The sequence below is a fragment of the Paenibacillus sp. FSL H7-0323 genome (genome assembly GCF_038002725.1).
GTDB classification, from domain to species: Bacteria; Bacillota; Bacilli; order Paenibacillales; family Paenibacillaceae; genus Paenibacillus_AQ; species Paenibacillus_AQ odorifer.
Genome location: NZ_JBBODB010000001.1, coordinates 2,686,560 through 2,709,913, shown reverse-complemented (window position 1 = coordinate 2,709,913; position 23,354 = coordinate 2,686,560). Strand labels below are relative to the sequence as shown.

Here is a 23,354-nt window from a genome sequence, read left to right as displayed (position 1 = left end):
TGTTGTTTGATTTCTATCGTATTGCTTACAGAAGAATGATTTCTTCGGCAGCGTTGATTTCTGGTAGACCAGCAAGCTTCACAAGCACATGAGTAGGTACAGCTTTATCAACGGTCAGCAGCATGATTGCTTCGCCACCAACGATTTTACGTCCCACTTGCATGGAAGCGATATTGACATCATTTTCGCCCAGCAATGTGCCCACAAGTCCGATAATGCCTGGTTTGTCGTTATGGGATACTACAATTTGATGTCCTTCAGGAGCGATATCAACCGGGAACTTGTTCACTTGAACAATTCTTTCTCCATAACCTTGCAGCAATGTTCCGGCTACGAGACGTTCTTGGTCGTGATCTGTTTTAAGGGTCACGGTAATCAGATTAGTGAAGCCTTTAGTTTTGGAAGCTTTAGTTATTACTACATTAACGTCGCGTGTTTTTGCCAAGTGCATGGAGTTAACGATGTTAACATCCTCAGCGAAGTGGCGGGAGAGCACGCCTTTCACAATATAGCGGGTAAGTGGTTGGGTATCGACATCTGACAGATCACCCGCATACTCAACATGGATTTCACGAATAGCACTATCTGTAATCTGGGTAACAAAGCTGCCCAGCTTCTCACCAAGTGTGAAGTAAGGCTGGAGTTTGTTCATTACGCTTGGAGCAACTGGAGGAATATTTACAGCATTGATGAACGGTTCATTACGCAGAATATGCAGTACTTGTTCCGATACATCGATCGCTACATTCTCCTGAGCTTCAATTGTAGAAGCGCCCAAGTGAGGAGTCACGATAATTTTTGGATGCGACAAGAATGGGTGATCTGCTTGTGGCGGTTCTTTTTCGAATACGTCAAATGCAGCGCCAGCAACAATACCGCTATCAATAGCTTCTACTAACGCCATTTCATCAATTACACCACCACGGGCACAGTTGATGATGCGCATTCCCTTTTTCATCACTTCAAATTGCGGGCGGGAAATCATATGGCGTGTTTCCGGAGTAAGTGGAGTGTGCACAGTAATGAAGTCTGCTCCGCGGACTACATCGTCTACGGAAGCTAATTTTACTTCCAGTTTCTCCGCACGCTCAGCAGTTAAGAAAGGATCAAAAGCAAGGATTTCCATGCCGAAAGCTTTGGCACGTTTTGCCACTTCGCTACCGATTCTGCCCATTCCCAGTACACCTAAAGTTTTGCCGCGAAGTTCTACACCCACGAAGGTTTTTCTATCCCAGGTTCCACCAATTGTTTTTGCGTAAGCTTGTGGAATGTGACGGGCCAAAGCCATCATCATTGCAAAAGCATGCTCACAAGTTGTAATGGTATTTCCATCAGGAGCGTTGATAACAACAACCCCACGTTGAGTAGCAGCTTCCAGCTTGATATTATCTACACCCACACCTGCACGACCAATGACCTTTAAGTTTTTTCCAGCTTCGATAATTTTTTCAGTTACTGTAGTTTGACTGCGGACGAGTAGACCATCATATTCACCGATGATTGCAACGAGCTCATCTTCACTGAGACCTGTTTTTTTGTCTACAACTACATCTGTTGCGTCCATCAATTGCTGAATGCCCAAATCACTGATTGGATCCGATACTAATACTTTAAACATGGTTTCTTATCCCCCTTAAAGTTGAAAAGCTTTATATGTCGAGGACGCCCTGATGGGCAGTCCACAATACCAGAAGGTTCACGAACTAGTAGAGAAAAACATGTAATAATAGTAGATCAACGCGGTGTCGCACAAAAGAAACAGCGTGCAAGAGTACCGCGAAATCGGTAACTTTGGGCATAAGGTAGTATTTATGGGGGATTAGGGAATTAAAAAAACTCCCAACCCCATACTACTGCCGTAGTAAGGGACGAGAGTTATCTTCGTGGTACCACCCTAATTCACTGCAACTTGGAAGAAGCAGCCTCATTGGCCTGCATAGGCCACACTGTTAACGGAGTTGATCCGATTGTACCTACTTTAAGGTTCGATACAATATCTCAGGAGCGCTAAAGATAGCTGTTCGTCACCGGTTTGCACCAACCACCGGCTCTCTGAAGACTTCCAGGATCTTTGTTCCATCATCGGTTTTGAATGATTAATTTTTTCATAATGTAACACGGTATGCAAGTTGTGTCAATAGGCTTTGCAAGCAGCGTTTCTTGAAGTGAACTTCATTTTTCGTTATGATTCAATAACTGGTTCTATTCAAAAAAGAACGGAAGCTGTGGAAGTGTCTCCCTGTTATAATACTGTTCCCGCCATTTTACAAAATCCTGTTCCTGCACAGCACCTGTAGAAATCAACAAGGTTACTGAGGACTGGATATCCGAAAGATTTAATGAGCTTGCAGTGCCTGAGTAAATCATATCGTCTATTTTAGCAGTGATGTCCTGAGGATCATAACCTGCAAAAATTCCGCGATTCAGCATCATGTCAGCGATAGAAGCATTCTTCAAAAGAAGCGGCATTTTTTTCCACTGGATGAAAGACATCGTTTTTAGTTCGCCAGGTGCAGAAGGTATTTTCTGGTTTGTCTTAGAGCCCCATTTTAGCATAGAATCATAGAAGTTCTTTTGTGCTAACAGACCGTACTTCACGGCGCCGGTTGTAAATTCATCATTTTTCAATAACTTGGCTGTCTCTGCACCAGAGGCACTGGTAGAGACTTTGCCGGAGGCCTTAGAAAATAAAGTTAAGCTTTTGAGTACATTGACCTGTGACTGATGTAATAGAGGAGAGTTAGTGAAAATTGAATCTTGATTAACTCTTTCATATTGCTGGTCTGCTAGAATACTTAGATTCTTCATTACTGCCGCATTCATACGAGCATCTGTGCTGCGCGCTAACTTATCTACTTGAATGTTCCAATTCCGCTTGAATTCCCGATAGGGCAAAAATACGTTATGATAGAAAGTAACAAGATCCTGCTGTTGATACGAGCCCGTGAATTCTACTAATCCATTCATGCTTGATTGATTGTCATATTTGGCTTCAGTTTTGTCTGCGCCAACCTTGACGCCAGTAAAAAATGCGGCGAAGGCGCAAACTAGGAAAAACAAAAAAACTAGCGTGTATAACATTTGATTGCGGGACTTACGTTTGCTCATAATAAATGCTCCTTTTTCTGGGGGGATTATCCTATGTATTATGTATTGATAGCAACACTATGGACGGTTTCTCTCTCGGAGCGGCCCGAAAAAAATAAAGAACAGGCAGGTCACGATGAAAAAATTCAAATTTGGCGAGATTAAGGTTAAAAAGGTAGAACCAGGTCAGTTGACAGACCGTCTTCTGCTGCTCAATCTCTATATCACTCAGGGGCTCACATTAATTATCGGTTTGATATGGATATTATTTCAGAAAAGAAATCCTTTTCAGCTATTAATTATTCCAGAAAAAGTACATTTTGTGGCATGGGGCCTCGGTCTTGCTGCTGCAATGCTAATTGTTGACTATTTATTGACACATATTGTCCCTGAGGAAAGCATGGATGATGGTGGAATAAACGACCTTTTATTTCGAAATCGCCCTGTGTGGCATATTATCGTCATAGCAGCAATTGTATCGGTATGTGAGGAGCTCTTATTCCGCGGAGCCATCCAATATTCCATTGGCCCTTATTGGACGAGTATAGTATTTGCTCTAATTCATGTCCGTTATTTACGTCACTTTGTACCTACCGGCTGGGTATTCTTAAGCAGTTATGGTCTTGGATATATTTACATTCAATCGGGCAGCCTCTGGGCCCCTATACTATGTCACTTCTTCATCGACCTGATCTCAGGTCTGGTGATCCGCTATAGGAGGGAATCATGAGTGAGGAATTAAGCCGGGTAAAGTCTCGACAAAAACAACATAAAAGTGAAAGCAAACATCCTGGCAAAAGTAAAAAAGAGAAGCGGACTTCGGAGGCTGTAAAAAAGGCTACTCCTGAAAAGAAGTCTACTCCTATAAAGAAAAATGCTACCGCTCGGGTTTCTACGGCAACTTTATCAAGAAAAGCTCGCCGCCCAGCAGGTTCTGCAAAGCGCTCTTCCACAGGAAGTAAAGAGAAGGACGAAGAATCTGTTCCTTCTCGTTCAGATACTTATTCTTCAGAAAAAGTTCGTTTAAGCAAGATGTTTGTAAATTCTTTGATTTTTACCTTTGTTATTTTGCTAATCGGGCTGCTTTGGTGGGGAATTGAAGGAGCGCCTCCGCTGAGTACATTATGGTGAGCATATGGGCATGGGGAATGGCTTTGGTCATTTTATTGATAGCTGCGGTCGTTGTCATAATCATGGTGATTAATGCTTTTAGAAACAGAATTATTACCGAGGAAATAATGCTAGATTCGCTACCTGAAGAGTTCGATGGATTTCGTATCTTGTTTATAACAGATATCCATCGCCGCCGCCTTCCTTCCGCGCTTCTGACACCATTAAGGGGTGGGGTAGATGTTGTTTTTCTGGGAGGAGATCTAACGGAAAAAGATAGTCCTTTAAATCGTCTTGTCGATAATATGACTCTAGTTACTTCTATTGCATCTACCTATGTTGTGCATGGAAATCATGATTATCGGGCTAATATTTCAAGGGTAGATGAGATTATTCAGGACAGTGGTGCAAAACTGTTAATGGATGAAAATGTGGCTTTTGAACGTGAGGGAGCTAAACTTTGGTTAACCGGAATTGATTTTCCGAATAATGGGGGCAAAACTCCATACGGTCCTTTTCCGCAATTAACCACAAACACTTCTGCTGAAGATACCTGTCGTATTATTCTTGTACATGATCCGCTTTGGTTATCCAAGCGCCAGAGTGTGCCAGCGGACCTGATTCTCGCAGGTCATACGCATGGGGGGCAGGTGATCCTTCCGTTTGTGGGTCAAAGACATGTAGAGCATTTCTATCATAAATATGACGCTGGAAAGTTTAGTTGGCCAAGAGGGGACGGTTCCGCAAAAAATGCCCTGCTGCTGATCAGCAGAGGGTTTGGAACAGCACATCTGCCACTTCGCTGGGGAAGTCCTGCTGAAATGCATGTGCTGACACTGCGTAAATCAACCCAATAGTGCTTACTCTTTCCAGTAAGAAAAATTGGTAGCGTAAAAAGGGGGTTCCAAAGCCATGCAAATGGCTTTTGGAACCCCCTTCTATTTTTGTTTGATTCGAAAACAATTGCGCTGACGAAGCAACTATCGGACATGTACAGATGAGAAGATCAACGCATTTTTAGCTCAATGCTGCGCGGATCAACAAAGCTGTAGCCTTTGCCCTCAAGTGTAGTGAGCAAGGTATCCAGTCCCTCAACGGTCCATGGTAGTTCATGCATCAGGATATTACTGCCGGAATGCAACTGATCGGTAACATTACTGATCAATTTTTCTGTCTTACCCGTTTCCTTTTCTTTCATTTCCCAGTCAAGTGAGCCTACAGACCAGGTCATGTATAACATTCCATTCTCAGCCGCGACCTTCTTGCCAACATCCCCGCCGGCACCATGTGGCGGACGGAAAAAGTGAGGAGCTTCTCCCAATGTTTCTTTGACAATATTTTGAACATCTTCGATTTGCTTTTTAACCTCAGTATAGGACTTGTCTTTCAATACAATATGATCCCAGCTGTGGTTGCCGATAATTCCACCGCGGTTATGTATTAACTCCAGAAGCTCAGGATGCTCCTTAACACGATAACCATTTACGAAAAAGATGGCTTTAGCTTGATGTTTGTCCAGAACATCCATCAAAGGGTTAATCATTGCAGCATCTTTAGGACCGTCGTCAAAAGTGAGCAGAACCACTTTTTTATTTGTAGCTTCCTCGTTAGGGACGATGTCGTAATTTTTGTTCATATGGTACAGCAGTGGAATTTCAGCGGATGCTTCACCCTTACTGGCTGTACTATTTCCTGTAGTACCTCCATCTGCTGTTGCTTCAGGGGTAGGACTGGCTGTTGCTTCAGGTGCTGGCGCCGTAGTTTCTGCGCTTTGTGTAGCTGCCGCCGTGGGCGGATTGTTTGTGGTGTTTGTTTCCTTGGCTGTATTTCCATTTGCACCGCTGTTGCCACAGGCTGTAAGCAGCAAGGTAGCCAATAGGAGCACTGATGTCATTTTACCCACTTTTTTCAACTCGCTTTCTTGTTATTATGTTGTATGAGCCGGAATCTTTCCGCGAACACTAAACATGATTTTACCATACAAGGAGGCTGGAAATATGAATACTTCGTCATTTTTATGCGGGGTGCTGATGGGCGCCGCAGCCAGTATGATTATGTCCAAAAAGCGGAATTCTTTAATGTCTTCGCTAGGGCAATCGGGTGGTTCCATGAGTGGGGCTGCAGATAAAGCAAAAGAAAAAATAATCGGTATGGCCACGACTGGTTTTGGTAACACTGCTGTTTCAAGCAGTAATGCTCAAAGTAACGGTTCAAGCAGCGCAACCTCTGATCATAAGACTGAATCACCAGTGAAGTCGAAGGAATCCAATCTTAAATTGTTAAAGGAATTCATTCGCAGCAATCCTGAAGTAAAGAGCGAAGTAGAGCAGATTCTTAAAGAAACGCATACAACCATACCGGGATTGTAACCGTAAAGGACTCCATCAGAATCATTTTGGGGATGAAATATTCCGCAGAATGATTCTTTTTTATTATTCAGGGCCTTGAAAATGGTTTATTCAATAGAGAGGATTTTATATATTTATTTACGTGCATTTATCTCGGCAAAATGATAACATACTTACATAGTAACCATTTTTGGCTCATTACTCGGGACTCATCATACATTATAATAAATGAGCTTGCAAAAGGAGGATCCTGTCATGAGAATAGAGCGATTAAGTCAAGATAAGATACGGATTTTCCTCACTTTTGACGACCTGAGCGAGCGGGGCATCCAGAAGGAAGACATGTGGCAGGAAGTTCCTAAGGTTCATGACCTGTTTACGGAGATGATGGATCAAGCATATAGTGAACTAGGTTTTGATGCCACGGGTCCGCTTGCCGTAGAAGTTTTCGCATTGCCCGCGCAAGGCATGGTCGTTATAGTGACCCGAGGAAAATATGATCACCATCAGTACGGTGCGTCCGGGGAAGAAGAATTGCCAGAAGAGATTTATGAAATGGAAGTTACTCTTGAACAAAGCGACTCCATTGTATATGCATTCCGCGATTTCGAGGTTCTGGTTGAAGCGGCTCATGTGCTCATCGGTAATATTACTTCCCAGGGGAAACTGTATTCTTATAACAATAAATGGTATCTGTATTTCGATCCAAAGGAATTTGAAGAAACGGCGTTGTCAGGTCTTGTTGGCGTACTTGCTGAGTTTGGAGATTCCTCACCGGTCACAGAAGCTGTTCTCGATGAATACGGGAAAACAGTGATGCCGGAGAATGCGGTCCAGTTATTGTGCACTCATTTTAAGCGTCAGGAGTAATTAGGCAAGACTAGGGGCTGATGACCATTGTTTAGGCCGATCAGCCCTAGTCTTGTTGTTGGTGATATGTCGGTCATTCTTGTATCAAAGTTATCATCTACCTTGCTGTGTAACGGCAGTAATAGGGTTTAGGGGTGTAGGGAGGTTATTCGGTGCTCGTGTTATCGGTCATTACGTCGGCAGTAGCGCCGGGACTTGCTCTGTTGACCTTTTTTTATCTGAAAGACAAGTATGATCAAGAACCGCTTCATGTAGTCATTAAAGTATTCTTGCTCGGCCTTCTGATTGTGTTTCCAGTAATGATCATTCAGAGAGGGCTGATGCTGGGACTAAATGGTGGTCCCTATGTGGAGTCGTTTCTCATATCCGCTGGCGTGGAAGAATGTCTAAAGTGGTTTGTGCTGTACCATATGATTTACAATCATACCGAATTTGACGAGCCATATGATGGGATACTATACGCTGTGGCGATTTCGCTCGGCTTCGCAACAATAGAAAATGTAATGTACGCTTGGTATAGCAACGCTTCAATCGGATCAATGTTTCTAAGAGCACTTCTTCCGGTTTCTGGACACGCTATGTTTGGTGTGATCATGGGCTACCATATGGGAAGGGCGAAGTTCTCAAAAGGAGTTCATACCCGCAGAATTCTGGTGTTTTCTCTCCTGTTGCCATGGATGTGGCATGGGATATATGACTTTATTTTGAGTACGACAGCCAACTATTGGATATGGTTTATTGTGCCTCTGATGGCTATCCTATGGTATGGCGGTATGGGAAAGGTTGCTAGGGCCAACAGCCGTTCTCCTTTCCGCTTTCTGAAACGTGAAGAAGAGGTTAACCTATAATCGAGATGGACACACTTATATTCGAAGGGCAGTTCCTAGTAAGGAATTCCAGAGAGGAGAGAGGTGTCTTTTTTTGCGTATAAAAGTACGTATCGTTTGCAAACAGTGCGGTGAGACCTACATATTAAGAGGGATTAAAGAGCATGGTGTCATTCAAACCGGCTTTAAACAATGCCTTTGCAGTAATAGCAGTGGCTTTGAGATTGAAGAGAGAGCATGAGCGGACGTTATAGTCACATTGTGTAGCAACTTCAGTGCATAAGACTCCTAGTTTATTGTCAAACTAACGCCAATAAGCTATCGAAAGGAGTCTTGTAGCCCTATGTACAAAAGATTAAGTGCTGTAATGTTCCCGCTGACCGCGCTGCTGCTGATTGGTGCGCTTGTGTGGGGTTATCAGGAGAATCAGGAGAAGAATTCAATACTAATTAAGGCGGAGAACCAATATCAACGCGCCTTTCATGATTTGTCCTATCATGTGGACCGTCTTCATGGTGAGCTTGGAAATACGCTTGCGGTTAACTCTGCTTCTAATGGGATGCACCGCAAAGGACTTGTGAATGTGTGGCGGATGACTAGTGAGGCCCAAAATGAGATTAACCAGCTGCCGCTGACCTTGCTGCCATTTAGCAAAACAGAGGAGTTTCTGTCCAAAATCTCCAACTTTTCTTATAAAGCCGGGATTCGTGACTTCACTAAAAAACCTCTGACAGATGGAGAGCTGAGCAATCTAAAAGCATTGTACAAGAACTCAGGAGAAATCTCTAAGGATTTGCAAGAGGTACAAAATAAAGTCATTGGCAATCGGCTGCGCTGGATGGATGTTGAAACGGCGTTGGCGACAGAAAATAAAGCGGAGGACAACACGATTATTGACGGCTTCAAAACGGTAGATAAACGTGTAGGGGCATACCCTGAGCTAGACTGGGGTCCTTCAGTAGCAAGCATCTACGATAAACGTTCCGTCAAAATGCTTGGAGGTACCCCCGTGACTGCCGAAGACATCAAACGTAAGGCGTTGAAGTTCGCGGATGCGGGTTCCAATGCTAAAGTGGATGTTAAAGAAAATGGGAAGAACACCGAATGGCCATCCTATACAGCAACTGTTAGCGCTTCGAATAAGAAGCACACCATTAGTATGGATTTCACCAAAAATGGCGGGTTGCTGATCTCTTATTATGACAACCGTGAGGTTGGCCCTGCCAAAGTTTCTATTAAAGAAGCCGTTACCAAAGCAGAGCAGTTTCTTGAGAAAAAAGGATATCCCCATATGACTGCAGTCAGCGCTGATCGTTACGATAATATCGGAAATTTGACCTTTGTAACCAAACAGAATGATGTATTGATTTATCCTGAAAAGATGACCATTCGTATGGGGCTGGATACAGGTGATACCATCGGTTTTGAGGCCAGCGAATACGTCAATGAGCACAAGGACAACCGGAAGCTTCCAAAACCAAAGCTTACCCTTGCAGAGGCGAGAAAATTTCTGAATTCTGATTTCAAGGAGCAATACAATCGCCTGTCCTGGATTAAAAATGATGATTCCGTCGAGGTCTTGACTTACGAGTTCGGTGGAGGGGTCAATGGCTCAAAGTATCGTATTTACATTAACGCCGAGGATGGCATTGAAGAGTCTGTGGAAGAAATCAGACCTTCTTCGGGGTCTGAGGCAAAATAAAGGGAGGGCGCATCCAGCAGTTGGGTGCGTCCCTTTTTTTTGCAATATCTATAAAATATATCTGACTGGCTGATATTCCCATGCTATAATCAGGGGTAGTGATAATTACTAAACTGATGTGGCGGTGACATCTTTGTATCCTAAAATTAACGAATATCTATACATACAGGTTGCTTCCAGTGACGCTGCTGAAGCAGAAGTTGAATATAGATCAAGAATTGCAGAGACGGAAGAAGACGCATTCCTGATTGAAATTCCTATGCAGGAGAGCAATGGTCGTCTAAAAAGGCTCTTTATGGGGGACGAGCTTTCGGTTTATTTTTTAACTGAGGGTGGCATCAAAAATTACTTTAATACTTATGTACTGGGCTTTAAAGAAGATGTAATTCGTATGGTCCGGATTCAAAAGCCGGAGACAGATTCGATTTTTAAGATCCAGAGAAGAAGCTTTTTCCGAGTGAATGCAGATCTAGAGCTTGCTGTGAAGGATAGCCTTGGCAAACGGTTCCTGGTTCGTACAGATGATATTGGTGGTGGAGGAATCTCCTTTTTGGTGGATAACCAGGTTAAGCTGGAGGTTGGTAATAAATTGTCCTGCTGGGTATTGGTGCCTTATCGAAACGGAAGCACGGAGCATGTCAATTTTGAAGGTGAAGTAGTGCGCATTAAAAAGCTAGAGAATGGACGGCTTTTAGCGATGTTGAAATTTGTCGCTATTTCAGATTTGGAACGCCAGAAAATTATCCGTTATTGCTTCGAACGTCAGTTTGATTTCCGCAACAGATAAGCATTTTTTACAGCTCTATTAAGCTGTCTGATTTTGCACTGAAGTATAAACTGTGGTATAATTTTATAAGTCGCAGGCAATGCCTGCTTTTTTCTTGATAATATCATCAAGCATAACAATTTATGTGTGCTCCTTGATATTGCAGGAATAGTTTTCGTAACGCTAGATGCTTTTTTTATGAAAGAGTGTTTGAGGAGGAATGCCCCGTTGGATAGGCAGGGTACACATACTTATGACAGAATAAACGTCGCCATCGACGGACCTGCCGGGGCAGGCAAGAGCACTGTAGCCCGATTGGTAGCCCAGAAGTTGTCTTATATCTATGTCGATACTGGTGCAATGTACCGGGCAATCACCTGGTATATGATCCAAGAAGGCATTGAACCGGAAGATCAGCATCGAGTGAACGAGAAGGTTCGCGACATGGTGATTGAACTTATTCCGGAACGAGACATTCAGAAGGTGCTGATTAATGGGGAAGACGTGACCCCACATATTCGGAGCCTTCAGGTTAGCGGCCTTGTGTCGCAGTATGCGAAGATCGAGGATGTAAGATCCAGACTGAGTCAATTGCAGCGTCAGATGGCGCTTCGCAAAGGCGTGGTAATGGATGGCCGCGATATCGGTACAACCGTGCTGCCGGATGCCGAGGTAAAGATTTTTATGACGGCAAGTGTGGAAGAACGAGCTCTCCGTCGTTATAAGGAACTGAGAGACGCGGAATCGGTGACGCTTCAGCAGCTTGAACACGATATTGCAAAGCGGGACCGTCTGGATGAAGGACGGGAGATTTCACCGCTGCGCCGTGCAGAGGATGCTATTCTTCTGGATACGACCTTAATGAATATCGATCAAGTTGTGGAGGCCATTGTATCCCACTGTAGATCTCATGTTGACGGGGAGAGAAATCATTTATGATTTATGCAATTTGTGTTGGATTGCTTCGCTTGATTTACGCAATCCTTTTCCCACTTAAGATTGTGGGGAAAGAAAATGTGCCAAAGGAGGGCGGGGTACTGCTCTGCGCTAACCACATTAGTCTGCTTGATCCAATGACTATTGGAATTAAGCTGGACCGTCAGGTAAAGTATATGGCTAAGGCTGAACTGTTTGAGGTTCCGGTGCTTGGCTGGCTCATTAATAAATTGGGTGCTTTTCCGGTGAAACGTGGCGGCGTAAGCAAAGAATCCATAAAAACGGCCCTTAACACACTTCGTAATGGTAATGTCATGGGTATCTTCCCGGAGGGTACGCGTAACTCTGATGCCGGAGTGGCCAAGAAGGGTGCTGCTAGCTTTGCACTTCGAAGTGGCGCAGCAGTTATTCCAGCGGCTATTATCGGCCAGTATAAACCCTTTCGACGCATGGTCGTTGTCTATGGTGCTCCTGTAGACCTTAGTCAATTTGCCGGTGCGGGGAGCGAATCTCTCGAGGCTGTTACCGATGTCATTATGGATCGCATCCGTGAGATGAAAGAGACAGGTAAACCAAGTGCTAGTTAAGGGATGAGCAGAATAACAAATTTTGCTCAATGTTTTGATTAAATAACGGCATATCCGCTATTTTTTGGAACATACTATCATCAAGTGTAAGTGAAATATTATGCATTGCTTGTTTTGAACTCTGCTATACGCAGGTTTAAATAAATGGGGTTTTGAATCGAGGAGGCTAATCACATGTCTGAAGAAATTAAAAATCAGGAAGCTGCGGAAAAGAATGAATCCGTAGAAGCGGTGGATTCCGCTGTGACAGAAAATAACGGAGCTGTAGAAGAAGTTGCTGCCGTTAACGAAGAAGAAGTGACTAACCAAGCTGACTTGGAAATCATTTCTCTGAAAAAAGGCGATACCGTGAAAGGAACAATCGTCAAAATCGAAGATAACCAAGCTTATGTAAGCATTGGATATAAATACGACGGTGTGATTCCAATTCGCGAATTGTCCGCAGTACAACTGGACAACGCTGCTGCAGCAGTAGAAGTTGGACAGGAAGTAGAATGTAAAGTTGTCAGCATCAACGACAACAAGGAAAGCCTTGTTCTTTCCAAACGTGCTGTTGATAGTGAAAAATCATGGGAAGATCTTGAGAAATACTTCGCTTCCCAAGAAGCTTTCGAAGTTACTGTGGCTGACGTTGTTAAAGGCGGCCTCGTAGCTGATGTTGGAGCTCGCGGATTTATCCCAGCTTCCATGGTAGAGCGTCACTTCGTTGAAGATTTCAGCGATTACAAAGGCCGTACCTTGCGCGTTAAAGTGAAAGAACTTGACCGTGAGAACAGCAAAGTAATCTTGTCTGCTAAAGAAGTTCTTGAAGAAGAATTCGAAGCTAACAAGCTGAAAATTATGGCTGAACTATCTGAAGGCCAAATCATCGAAGGTACAGTACAACGCCTGACTCAATTCGGCGCATTTGTTGATGTGGGCGGAGTTGACGGTCTTGTACACGTATCTGAAATCGCTTGGAGTCACGTAGAGAAACCTTCTGATGTAGTATCTGAAGGTGATAAAGTACGTGTTAAAGTATTGAAGGTTGATCCTGAAAAAGGAAAAATCAGCCTGAGCATCAAAGCTGCTGCTCCAGGTCCTTGGGACTCTGCTGCTGGCGAAATCAACATCGGTGATGTTGTAACAGGCGTTGTAAAACGTCTTGTGAACTTCGGAGCATTCGTAGAATTGCTTCCGGGTGTGGAAGGTCTTGTGCATATCTCACAAATCTCCCACAAACACATCGCTACTCCACACGAAGTATTGAAAGAAGGACAAGAAGTTCAAGTGAAAGTTCTGGACTTCAATCCATCCGAGAAACGTGTTAGCCTGAGCATCAAAGAAACTGAAGAAGCTCCAGCTCCATCTGCTAGACCTGAACGCAGCAATAGCAGAGACAGAGCTCCTAAAGAAGTTCTGAACAACCCTAACGTTTCCCTTAGCAACGAAGGCCTTAGCTTTACGCTTGCTGAACGTTTTGGTGACAAGCTGGACAAATTTAAGGGTAATAACTAATCCCTAAACGAGCTTTTGAATATACGGGTAAAGTAATCGGCGAGCCCTCGATACGGGGGTTCGCCGATTGTCTTTTTTTCGGAACTGGTCGGATTGATGAGAGTTAACATGATTGTTAGCCAATTTAAATGTTTTTTGCTATGATGAGTAACGTAAGGATGACAGGAGGAATGAATATGGCAAGACCCGTTGTGGCAATCGTTGGGAGGCCTAACGTCGGAAAATCGACGATATTTAATCGGCTGATTGGCGATAGATTAGCCATTGTAGAAGATAAGCCGGGGATTACACGTGACCGGATTTATGGTATTTCAGATTGGAACGGTAAGTCGTTCAGTGTGATTGATACCGGAGGTATTGAAATTGATGGAGAAGATACAATTCTGAAATCAATCCGTGTTCAAGCGGAGCTGGCGATTGAAGAAGCGGATGTTATTGTATTTATGTGTGAGGCGAAGAGTGGTGTGACGAATTCAGATGAAGAGGTAGCTCAGATTCTGTTCCGTTCAGGTAAACCAGTCGTTCTTGCCATCAACAAAGTGGATAATATGAAGCGTGCGGATGATATTTATGAGTTCTATAGCCTTGGTTTTGGCGATCCAATCGGAATTTCTGGTAGTCACGGAACCGGACTCGGAGATTTGCTTGATGCTGTAGTTGAGCGCCTACCTGAGAAAATAGATGATGAATACGATGAGGATGTCATTCGTGTAGCTTTGATTGGCCGTCCGAATGTAGGTAAATCCTCTCTGGTTAACGCGATTTTGGGCGAAGAACGTGTTATCGTCAGCGATATTGCAGGGACAACAAGAGATGCTATCGATACTCCTTTTGAACGTGATGGGCAACGTTATGTGCTTATCGATACGGCAGGTATGCGTAAAAAAGGCAAGGTATACGAGAACATTGAAAAATACAGTGTTATGCGTGCTATGCGTGCGATTGAACGGGCTGATGTGGTCCTCGTTGTAATTAACGGCGAAGAGGGCATCATCGATCAGGACAAGCATATTGCTGGTTATGCACATGAAGCTGGTAAAGCATCTATTTTTGTTGTCAACAAATGGGATGCCATTGTGAAAGACGATAAGACTATGCAGAACTTCGAGACGAAGATTCGTGACCATTTCTTGTTTATGAGTTACGCACCGGTTGTCTTTTTGTCGGCTTTAACCAAACAGCGTTTGCAAAAACTGCTGCCTGTTGTACAGCATGTATCTCAACAGCACGCACTGCGCATTACTACACATTTGGTGAACGACGTTGTATCTGATGCAATCGCGATTAACCCTCCACCAACTGACAAAGGCCGTCGCTTGCGTATTAACTATGTAACGCAGGTTGCGGTTAAGCCGCCTACGATTGTGGTGTTCGTGAATGATCCGTCGCTGATGCATTTCTCCTATGAACGTTATCTGGAGAATAAAATTCGCGCAGCATTTAATTTCGAAGGAACACCAATCCGTCTCTTTACACGGCGCAAATCCGAAAACGAAGGTTAGGGGAGAAGAAGTGTGGCGCTTGAACTTCTGGTTATCGTTGTAAGCTATTTGCTTGGTTCTGTCAGCTTTAGTGTACTGCTTGCAAAGTTGCTAAAGGGAATTGATATCCGTCAATACGGAAGCGGAAATGCGGGAGCTACCAATACACTGCGTGTATTAGGTAAAGGTCCTGCAATACTAGTGCTGTTGCTGGATGTGCTGAAAGGGGTGGCCGCTGTATGGTTAGGAACCTGGGTCGGCGGTTGGGGAACCTGGGTTCCGGCTCTTTGCGGAATCGCTGCCATCATCGGACATAATTGGCCGCTCTATTTTCGTTTTCGTGGGGGGAAAGGCATTGCTACTACGATCGGTGTTATGGCTACGCTTTGTTTATGGCCAGCGCTGCTCGCCGGTATCATCGCCATCCTGTCTATCTTTATCACACGTTACGTGTCCCTTGGCTCATTAATTTTTGTAGCACTGACACCAGTGGCTTTATTGTTGACAGGATTTACACAACCTGTGCTCTGGACCAGTATTATTATTGCGGTCTTCGCCTTCTGGCGGCACCGGACGAATATTGTAAAGATCGTAGAAGGCCGTGAGAACAAGATAGGCTCAAAAGTTAAAGGAGGGAATCGTGTTGTCTGATAAAGTTACCGTACTTGTAGCGGGGAGCTGGGGAACTGCGCTGGCTAGCGTGCTGGCTGCAAACCACTCGGAAGTTTATCTGTGGACACGCAACTCTGATCAAGCTGCCGAGATCAATGGCTCTCATACGAATAATAAGTATCTGCCTGACATCGCACTGCCAGCTAACATTATTGCAACTACGGATATGGAAACGGCAGTGTCCGGTTCTAAGGCGGTTGTAATTGTAGCTCCGTCTTCAGGAATGCGGCAGGTTGCTCGCAGTCTGAAGCCATTCTGGAAGGATGACATGTTATGTGTTCATGCTACGAAGGGCTTTGAGTCGGAAAGCAATAAGCGGATGTCCATCGTAATTGCAGAGGAACTAGGCTGTGACGAAGGGCAGATCGTCGTCCTCTCCGGTCCAAGTCATGCAGAGGAAGTTGTACGCCGGTGTCCTACAACCGTTGTAGTTGCTTCACCTGATGACAAACGTAGCGCCGAAGCGCAGGAATTGTTCATCAACAACGATTTCCGTGTATATACGAATCGTGATCAGGTAGGGGTAGAGCTTGCCGGAGCTCTTAAGAATATTATTGCCCTTGGTGCAGGTCTATCCGATGGCCTTGGATATGGGGACAATGCTAAAGCAGCGCTTTTGACCCGTGGACTCGCCGAGATATCTCGGGTGGGAGTTGAGCTTGGAGCCAATCCTTTGACCTTTGCGGGCCTTGCCGGAATTGGCGACCTTGTTGTGACGGCTACTAGTCAGCACAGCCGTAACTGGCGCGCTGGGTCCATGCTTGGTCAAGGCAAGCCGCTGGCCGAGGTGCTGGAATCCATGGGGATGGTAGTCGAAGGTATACGTACTACCGAAGCAGCTTATGCAATTTCGCTCAAGCTGGGTGTGCAGATGCCGATTACGGATCAGATTTATCATGTGCTCTTTCAAGGAAGAAGCCCACGCAGTGCGGTTGAAGCCTTGATGGGTCGTGATCGTAAGCCTGAGCTTGAGTCGATCTCCCAGGAAACTTGGGAGCAGTGGCATTCCTGATCCTGTTCACCTTTTTCCGCAAATTCTCATATGTTGTAATGGGGATTGACGGAGGAGGGATGAAAAGTGAGCAGAGATTTTTCCAAGGATGCATTGAACGCCATTAACAAAAAGGCGGGCAAGAACATTACGGAAAGTGCCGTCAAAAAGCTAGCCAGTACGGTAAAGCCAGGAACTACGCAGAATGAAGCCCAGCTCCGCCAGTTAATTAAGCAGGTGTCATCAATGGCGAAAGTGCCGGTCAGTGAAGCTACTGTGCAGGAGATTATCAATGCCGTTAAAAAAGGCGGCGCAGGTTCCAGCACAATGGAGTCTTTAATGAAAATGATGCTTAAAAAATAGCTTTAAGTTGGGTGAGCAAAAGAAAACGGATCAATGAACGATTCCGTCGTCTTTTGCTTTTTTTTATATTCCTGATAATTTTCACGAAGTGTAATTTATTTAAAATAATACATAAAAAATGATGTTTTTTTACAGAAAAGGATAAGGTCATGATATAATAGTCCCTAATAAATTACAGGCGAATGGGGGCTTTGACCATGGATCCGATGACGAAAATGTGGTTATCCCTGATTGCGATGCTGATTATGGGATTATCAGTATTTCTTATAACTTTTGCTCGGAGCAAAACCAAGGGATTGCTTAAGGCTGTACTGTCTATACTTGCTTTTGTCATCATGTTAGTGGGCCTATTGGGCGGAGTTGTTTCAATTATGTAAGCAGTTACATAGTGTTGAGGAAGGAAGTAACATCATGAAATCACAAAAAGGAGTTACCGTTGTATTTCAACCAGAAGGTCGTAAAGCTGTTGTGAACCGTGGCATTTCGTTATTAGAGGCCGCTCGTAAAGCAGGAGTGCCAATTACAACTAGATGCGGAGGCAAAGCAGGCTGCCTGATGTGCAAGGTTACAGTCGCGAAGGAAGAGGCTTCTGCAGTAAGGCCTCCCGGAGATATTGAGCGGCGTAAGCTTGGATCGGCCTTAGAAGAAGGAACGCGTCTGGCCTGTCAGGCTGCCGTATGGAGCGACGTAACCGTTCAGGTGCCGGAAGATCCACTGAAGGCTGCGGTGCGCCGTAAGCTTGAAGCAGCGCGGCGTGGGGAAGAAGATGAACTGTGGTAGCGTAAGAATGTCACCGTGGGAGGGACTCGGTTGGAGTTTATAGGATATAAAATGAAACTGAAGGCAGGGGCCAAGCTTTTGCTAGGGATGGTATCGCTCGCGCTTACGCTTTCGGGCTGTCTATACCCAGGTGAAGAGAAGCGGGCTAGTGTTAATTATCGGGAAAGTGTTAAACGGATACAAGCAGCCGTTGATGATTATCAACAGGAGGAAGGGGTACTGCCCATTCTTAATGCGGATGAAACTACTCCAAGGTATGAGAAGTTTCGTATTGACCTGGGGAAGTTGAATAATAAGGGATATTTGGATGATATACCGGCTACCGCTTTTGAGCAGGGTGGAAGTGCTTATTTTCTTATTTTGAATGAGGAAATTGATCCTGTGGTGAAGGTGATGGACCTTGTTACGGTTCAAAAGGTGAATGACGTGCAACGACAGGTTAACCGCTATAAATCAGCTCATGGCGGCAACCTGCCTGTGCTTGATGAGCTATACCCCGGATTGTATACCATTGATCATAAGCAGGCGGGTACAAGCTCTATAACCTTAACTAGCGTCTATTCCGGTCAAGTTCTTGACTTTATCATGGATAAGGATGGAACTGTCTACGTAGATTATGTTTTTGATATCATGGCTGCCGTCGATAAGAAGGGTGGAGAGCACGACAAGAATCAGGACTTGCGACTGGATCTGGAGGAAGCTTCATATTACGTTCCCGTAAAGTCTTTGCCGTATCTATGGATTAATAATCAGCCGATCCCACAGCCTCCAAGTTAGAGTTATAGTTTAAAAGCGTCTAAGCTTCGGTTTTATCCGGGGCATTAGGCGTTTTTTGTTAATAACCTTTTAATCTCAGCATCCACTAAAAATAGTTCTATCAACGAATCCTACCTCATAAGATGGATGAGTAAGCTTCCGGGCGTCAGACGCCTTGCGGCGCGCAGACTTAACTTTTTTTGAAATTACATTGGGAAATGCGCGAATACGGGTCATAAATTCGTTCCGGATACATATGATGATACTAGTCCAAATGCATGTCCGAGCATTCGGAGTTTAGCGCGGGGCAAGTACGTCCCGGTCGAAAGCAGCTAGGCTTCGGGCGGGCATACGATAAGTCCGGTTGATGTCCTGCAAGGGTCAGATTACCGGCGGAACGCGAAGTCGATGCTCTTCAGGCATTTTTTCTTCGGAGTAATATGAGGAGGGGATCTCTTTTGGAAAAAGTGGATATTTTCAAGGACATTGCCGAGCGTACCGGCGGAGACATTTATCTTGGCGTCGTCGGCGCGGTTCGCACGGGGAAATCGACATTTATCAAGCGCTTCATGGAAACCATTGTCCTGCCAAACATCACGAATGAGGCTGATCGAGTAAGAGCTGTGGATGAGCTTCCGCAAAGCGCAGCAGGCAAAACGATTATGACGACAGAACCGAAGTTTGTGCCAAACAACGCAGTCCAAATCAAGGTTGCGGAAGGGCTTGAGGTTAATGTTCGTCTGGTAGACTGTGTGGGTTACGCTGTAGAGGGTGCAAAAGGTTACGAGGATGAAAATGGACCACGAATGATCTCTACACCTTGGTTTGAAGAGCCTATTCCTTTTCAGGAAGCGGCAGAAATCGGGACACGTAAGGTTATTCAGGAGCATTCAACGCTAGGTGTAGTGGTAACAACAGATGGTACGATTGCAGAAATTCCGCGGAACTCGTACGTGGACTCTGAAGAGCGCGTCATTGCAGAGCTGAAGGAAGTGGGTAAGCCGTTTGTGCTTGTCATTAACTCCACCCGGCCACGCAGTGAGGAAGCGCAGCAGCTCCGTAACGAGCTAGCCATCAAATACGATATCCCAGTTATGACGCTAAGCGCCGCAAACATGAGCGAAGATGACGTAACGGGTGTGCTGCGGGAAGTGCTTTATGAATTCCCAGTGCATGAAGTAAATGTAAATCTGCCAAGCTGGGTTATGGTGCTTGGAGAAAACCACTGGCTGCGTAGTAGTTATGAGAACTCCGTTCGCGATACTGTAAAAGACATTCGCCGCCTGCGGGATGTTGACCGCCTCGTATCTCAGTTCACCGAATATGACTTTATTGATAAAGCTGGCCTAAGTGGTATGAACATGGGTCAGGGTGTAGCAGAGATCGACCTGTATGCTCCAGAAGAGCTGTACGATCAAGTTCTGATGGAAGTGGTGGGGGTTGAGATCCGCGGTAAGGATCATCTGCTCCAGCTTATGCAGGAGTTCTCACATGCGAAACGAGAATACGACCGATTCTCAGAAGCTTTGGAAATGGTCAAGACTACTGGCTATGGTATCGCGGCTCCATCTTTAGCCGAAATGGCACTCGACGAGCCAGAACTGATTCGTCAGGGCTCTCGCTTCGGGGTTCGCTTAAAGGCTACGGCACCATCCATTCATATGATTCGGGTGGATGTGGAGTCTGAATTCTCGCCAATCATCGGAACGGAAAAGCAAAGCGAAGAGCTGGTTCGTTATCTGATGCAGGACTTTGAGAATGATCCTATTAAGATTTGGGAATCCGATATTTTTGGCCGCTCCCTGCACTCCATTGTAAGAGAAGGAATTCAAGGCAAGATAGCTATGATGCCGGATAATGCGCGCTACAAACTGCAAGAAACGCTTGGCCGCATTATAAATGAGGGTTCCGGCGGACTTATTGCAATTATTCTCTAAGCTGAATATAAATAAATTCAAAGAGTGGGAGAAATCCTGCTCTTTTTTATTTGTAGCTATCCTAAAACTTGATACCTAGTTCCTATAATAACGGTGAATCTGACTCAATTATTCTGATGAAATAAAGACCTTAACTGCTCCTATAGGTCTAACAAATTAGATCGAATTTAGATAAATATGCAAGTATAGATGATAATTTCTGCTCCTTTTTTGAGTAACAGCTTGAATTTATGGATGGGCTGTATTACTATAAGTTTGTTGCGCTTCAAGGTCTAAGGGCGCCAAAGTTAAGTTTTAAACGGGATTATCACGTATATTTTACGTTGAAACGGAAACAGTGTATGATACCGGAGAATTTACTCAGGGAGGTGAGAAAACATGAATAAATCAGATTTGATCAATGTAGTTACAGAAGCAACTGAACTTCCCAAGAAGGATGCTACTAAAGCTGTAGATGCGGTTTTCGAAGCAATTACAGAAGCACTGCAAAGCGGTGATAAAGTACAACTGGTTGGATTCGGAAACTTTGAAGTGCGTGAGCGTTCTGCACGTAAAGGCCGTAACCCGCAAACTGGTGAAGAAATCGAAATTCCTGCAAGCAAGGTACCGGCATTCAAACCCGGTAAGGCGCTGAAAGACGGAATCAAATAAAGATTTCTACATACCTATCCCATAGTCTTTTTAAGAACAACTATGCCGCCCTCCAAGGCGGCATTTGTTTTTTGAAATACTATGAACTGTATAATAGGTTTAGAGGAGGATGAGTGATGATGGATAAAAATACGGGTACTACTCCGCTTCCAACGGGCAGCGACTATATTGTGGTTAAGGCTAAAGATAATGGCGTTCAGGTCATTGGGTTAACCAGAGGTACAGATACACGTTTTCATCATACAGAGAAGCTGGATAAGGGCGAGGTATTGATTGCCCAGTTTACTGATCATACCTCAGCGATGAAGATCCGCGGTAAGGCTGAAATATGGACAAAGCACGGACAATTGGAAAGTGAAAGCTGAAAAGCAGGCATAGCCTGCTTTTTTTCAAAATATAGTAAAGATAAATGATCGTATTCCGCTAAGAGTGGGAATTATGGATAAGGGGGCGTGTTCATGAACAAGGCCTGGTGGGTTGGAGCCGTATTACTCTTGACTGCAACCTCTGCTGTAATATTGCCCAAAGTGGCAGATATGGATTCAACCTTACAGCAGCGAAATGGTGCAGTGGAGACTTTTACTGGCGGCCATAACACGGTGCTAGACAACGATAATCTTGTTGATGTTCTTGGCGCACTTCCATTGACCTTATCCATTGATAGCGTAGACTGGGAGGATCACGTTCTGTCTCTGGATTTAAAAGTGAGCGGAAATGATCATGAACCCCAGGAGCTTTATCGAAATATGGCACAGACTATTTCTTTTGCTTTTCAAGAAACCTCGAATGTGGATCAGCTCCTGCTGCGCATCGTGGTCATGGATAAATGGCTGGATAGCCGCCGGCTGCTGCTAGCAGGGGATATCAGACGCGCGGAGTGGTCCGTTGAACTCCAGAATGAACTTCAGTCTGCGGGTAATTTCCCCATTTCCGAGCGTCTCAAGACGGGCTTCCGTATTAGTGAGACTGAGCTCTGGAAGAAGCAGTTCATTTATCCTTGAGAAGAATAAAAGAAACTCAGTTGTATCACAGTGCGTGACAAAAAAACATGTGATATAATAGACAAGATTGTGAACAAAGGAATTAATATAAATGTCAATGGCTTCGGAGGCTGAAATGAAACCGTACTGCATACCGCAACTGGCAAAACCCTACACCGACTACGACATGATTCAGAAGCATACGGATTTGCCGCCGTTTTCTGATGGCCGGGGTCATTTGTTATATATTTTTCTAAACCATGGATCTTCTGTAAAAGGAAGTACTGGTGAGTTGTATACGCTCGTAACCGCACTTATTCAACTTGGACTAGATACACATGAGGTAATTGACCGCTCGAATGATAGACGCGGTGGAGATCCTATGCGTTCCCGTCAATTAAAGGTATTGGCTGGCGATTATTTTAGTAGCTGGTTTTACCATCTGCTTGCAAAGAGTGATCAGATTGAGATGGTTGGAATCTTGAGTAAGGCGATTGCTGATTTCAATGTCTTGAAAGCGAACCTCTATGTGAAGATGAGAGGAATCCGTCTTTCGGCTGAACAATACTTGCGGCACATGGTACAGCTCAATATGCGGCTGTTCCTTTCTTTTACGCCCATGATCGAGAATTCCTTAGTGGAATTGTGGGAGAAGTTATTGACAGAGTTCAGTCAGTGCGAAACTGTTGCCATAGAGCTTCAGCGTTGTGATAACCTTGAGAATGCTAGCAATGGTTATTGCTACTGGAAGATGCTGGAGTCAGCGACAGAGGAAGAACGCAAACAGCTTCAAGACCAGAACCTTGATCAGAAGGACTGGAAGATGCTGAAGATGAAATATAAATGTGATTCTCTGCTGACGGACAAGCTCCATCAGTCGATTCAGTCGATTCAGGGACTATTACAAAGCGTTAAAGACGAAAGCCTGCTTAGAGAGCTTGAGATAGCGCTGGATCGTATTCTCCTGCAGATGAAAGTCTCAGGACAAGCAGCCGTGGAGGGTTAGTGGATGA

The 23,354-nt window shown here is 44.6% G+C and carries 26 protein-coding genes and 1 other annotated feature; of the genes, 23 read left to right on the top strand and 3 right to left on the bottom strand.

Going from position 1 to position 23,354, the window contains the following annotated elements; all coding sequences use genetic code 11:
• Positions 1 to 25: 25 nt before the first annotated feature.
• Entirely contained in the window at positions 26 to 1,618 is a 1,593-nt protein-coding gene (gene serA, locus MHH89_RS12405; RefSeq protein WP_076281428.1) for a phosphoglycerate dehydrogenase, read from the bottom strand.
• 243 nt (positions 1,619 to 1,861) lie between these two features.
• Positions 1,862 to 2,092, bottom strand: a binding site (T-box leader).
• Between the two features lie 110 nt (positions 2,093 to 2,202).
• Positions 2,203 to 3,108, bottom strand: coding sequence for a hypothetical protein (locus tag MHH89_RS12400; protein WP_076127483.1), 906 nt, complete (start codon positions 3,106 to 3,108; stop codon positions 2,203 to 2,205).
• Positions 3,109 to 3,223: 115 nt separating this feature from the next.
• On the opposite strand from MHH89_RS12400, the gene MHH89_RS12395 reads away from it, so the two are divergent.
• From MHH89_RS12395 to MHH89_RS12385, 3 genes are read left to right on the top strand one after another with little or no spacing between them, the layout of a single operon-like run.
• Positions 3,224 to 3,817, top strand: coding sequence for a CPBP family intramembrane glutamic endopeptidase (locus tag MHH89_RS12395; protein ID WP_036676197.1), 594 nt, complete (start codon positions 3,224 to 3,226; stop codon positions 3,815 to 3,817).
• Positions 3,814 to 4,218: a hypothetical protein gene (locus MHH89_RS12390; protein WP_076184021.1), complete on the top strand. Its 405-nt coding sequence runs from the start codon at positions 3,814 to 3,816 to the stop codon at positions 4,216 to 4,218. Before MHH89_RS12395 ends, MHH89_RS12390 begins: the two co-directional genes overlap by 4 nt.
• A gap of 17 nt (positions 4,219 to 4,235) precedes the next feature.
• Positions 4,236 to 5,054, top strand: a complete 819-nt coding sequence (locus MHH89_RS12385; protein ID WP_175623561.1) for a metallophosphoesterase — start codon at positions 4,236 to 4,238, stop codon at positions 5,052 to 5,054.
• Between the two features lie 149 nt (positions 5,055 to 5,203).
• Here MHH89_RS12385 and MHH89_RS12380 read toward each other — a convergent pair whose 3' ends face one another.
• Positions 5,204 to 6,091, bottom strand: coding sequence for a polysaccharide deacetylase family protein (locus tag MHH89_RS12380; RefSeq protein WP_282579788.1), 888 nt, complete (start codon positions 6,089 to 6,091; stop codon positions 5,204 to 5,206).
• Positions 6,092 to 6,194: 103 nt separating this feature from the next.
• Between MHH89_RS12380 and MHH89_RS12375 the strand changes: the two genes are divergently transcribed.
• From MHH89_RS12375 to MHH89_RS12280, 20 genes are all read left to right on the top strand, one after another.
• The gene (locus tag MHH89_RS12375) at positions 6,195 to 6,566 is read left to right on the top strand and encodes a hypothetical protein (protein ID WP_076127486.1); all 372 of its coding nucleotides are present in this window, start codon (positions 6,195 to 6,197) and stop codon (positions 6,564 to 6,566) included.
• 234 nt (positions 6,567 to 6,800) lie between these two features.
• A complete protein-coding gene (locus MHH89_RS12370) occupies positions 6,801 to 7,415 on the top strand; it encodes a genetic competence negative regulator (protein ID WP_036676203.1) in 615 nt (204 codons plus the stop codon).
• Between the two features lie 152 nt (positions 7,416 to 7,567).
• Entirely contained in the window at positions 7,568 to 8,263 is a 696-nt protein-coding gene (prsW, locus tag MHH89_RS12365) for a glutamic-type intramembrane protease PrsW (protein ID WP_076134692.1), read from the top strand.
• Between the two features lie 322 nt (positions 8,264 to 8,585).
• A complete protein-coding gene (gene ypeB, locus MHH89_RS12360; RefSeq protein WP_076127490.1) occupies positions 8,586 to 9,944 on the top strand; it encodes a germination protein YpeB in 1,359 nt (452 codons plus the stop codon).
• A 133-nt stretch (positions 9,945 to 10,077) separates the two neighbouring features.
• On the top strand, positions 10,078 to 10,731 hold the full coding sequence (locus MHH89_RS12355) for a flagellar brake protein (protein WP_036676209.1): 654 nt from the start codon (positions 10,078 to 10,080) through the stop codon (positions 10,729 to 10,731).
• 207 nt (positions 10,732 to 10,938) lie between these two features.
• Positions 10,939 to 11,649, top strand: coding sequence for a (d)CMP kinase (gene cmk, locus MHH89_RS12350; RefSeq protein WP_254848699.1), 711 nt, complete (start codon positions 10,939 to 10,941; stop codon positions 11,647 to 11,649).
• Positions 11,646 to 12,233 (top strand): lysophospholipid acyltransferase family protein, encoded by a 588-nt coding sequence (locus MHH89_RS12345; protein WP_036676211.1) that lies wholly within the window; start codon positions 11,646 to 11,648, stop codon positions 12,231 to 12,233. The genes cmk and MHH89_RS12345 overlap by 4 nt, the downstream gene beginning before the upstream one ends.
• Positions 12,234 to 12,407: 174 nt before the next feature.
• Positions 12,408 to 13,730: a 30S ribosomal protein S1 gene (gene rpsA, locus MHH89_RS12340; protein ID WP_170914203.1), complete on the top strand. Its 1,323-nt coding sequence runs from the start codon at positions 12,408 to 12,410 to the stop codon at positions 13,728 to 13,730.
• Positions 13,731 to 13,906: 176 nt separating this feature from the next.
• Positions 13,907 to 15,232 (top strand): ribosome biogenesis GTPase Der, encoded by a 1,326-nt coding sequence (der, locus tag MHH89_RS12335; protein ID WP_036676212.1) that lies wholly within the window; start codon positions 13,907 to 13,909, stop codon positions 15,230 to 15,232.
• A gap of 12 nt (positions 15,233 to 15,244) precedes the next feature.
• Positions 15,245 to 15,862, top strand: coding sequence for a glycerol-3-phosphate 1-O-acyltransferase PlsY (gene plsY / locus MHH89_RS12330; protein ID WP_036676213.1), 618 nt, complete (start codon positions 15,245 to 15,247; stop codon positions 15,860 to 15,862).
• Positions 15,855 to 16,895 carry an NAD(P)H-dependent glycerol-3-phosphate dehydrogenase gene (locus MHH89_RS12325; protein WP_076218702.1) on the top strand — a complete coding sequence of 347 codons (1,041 nt, stop codon included), beginning with the start codon at positions 15,855 to 15,857 and terminating at the stop codon, positions 16,893 to 16,895. The genes plsY and MHH89_RS12325 overlap by 8 nt, the downstream gene beginning before the upstream one ends.
• Before the next feature lie 66 nt (positions 16,896 to 16,961).
• Entirely contained in the window at positions 16,962 to 17,237 is a 276-nt protein-coding gene (locus MHH89_RS12320) for a stage VI sporulation protein F (RefSeq protein ID WP_038572437.1), read from the top strand.
• 197 nt (positions 17,238 to 17,434) lie between these two features.
• Positions 17,435 to 17,614 carry a DUF2768 family protein gene (locus MHH89_RS12315; protein ID WP_036676218.1) on the top strand — a complete coding sequence of 60 codons (180 nt, stop codon included), beginning with the start codon at positions 17,435 to 17,437 and terminating at the stop codon, positions 17,612 to 17,614.
• Between the two features lie 34 nt (positions 17,615 to 17,648).
• Positions 17,649 to 18,017, top strand: coding sequence for a 2Fe-2S iron-sulfur cluster-binding protein (locus MHH89_RS12310; protein ID WP_076218703.1), 369 nt, complete (start codon positions 17,649 to 17,651; stop codon positions 18,015 to 18,017).
• 30 nt (positions 18,018 to 18,047) lie between these two features.
• Entirely contained in the window at positions 18,048 to 18,794 is a 747-nt protein-coding gene (locus tag MHH89_RS12305) for a DUF3939 domain-containing protein (protein ID WP_254847661.1), read from the top strand.
• Positions 18,795 to 19,231: 437 nt separating this feature from the next.
• Complete coding sequence (gene spoIVA, locus MHH89_RS12300) at positions 19,232 to 20,710, top strand: stage IV sporulation protein A (RefSeq protein ID WP_036676222.1); 1,479 nt, start codon at positions 19,232 to 19,234, stop codon at positions 20,708 to 20,710.
• A 378-nt stretch (positions 20,711 to 21,088) separates the two neighbouring features.
• Positions 21,089 to 21,361, top strand: a complete 273-nt coding sequence (locus tag MHH89_RS12295; protein ID WP_036676223.1) for an HU family DNA-binding protein — start codon at positions 21,089 to 21,091, stop codon at positions 21,359 to 21,361.
• Between the two features lie 116 nt (positions 21,362 to 21,477).
• Positions 21,478 to 21,726 (top strand): trp RNA-binding attenuation protein MtrB, encoded by a 249-nt coding sequence (gene mtrB / locus MHH89_RS12290; RefSeq protein ID WP_051490908.1) that lies wholly within the window; start codon positions 21,478 to 21,480, stop codon positions 21,724 to 21,726.
• Positions 21,727 to 21,819: 93 nt separating this feature from the next.
• On the top strand, positions 21,820 to 22,362 hold the full coding sequence (locus MHH89_RS12285) for a hypothetical protein (protein ID WP_076184017.1): 543 nt from the start codon (positions 21,820 to 21,822) through the stop codon (positions 22,360 to 22,362).
• Between the two features lie 91 nt (positions 22,363 to 22,453).
• Entirely contained in the window at positions 22,454 to 23,347 is an 894-nt protein-coding gene (locus MHH89_RS12280; protein WP_232061419.1) for a heptaprenyl diphosphate synthase component 1, read from the top strand.
• Positions 23,348 to 23,354 lie beyond the last annotated feature (7 nt).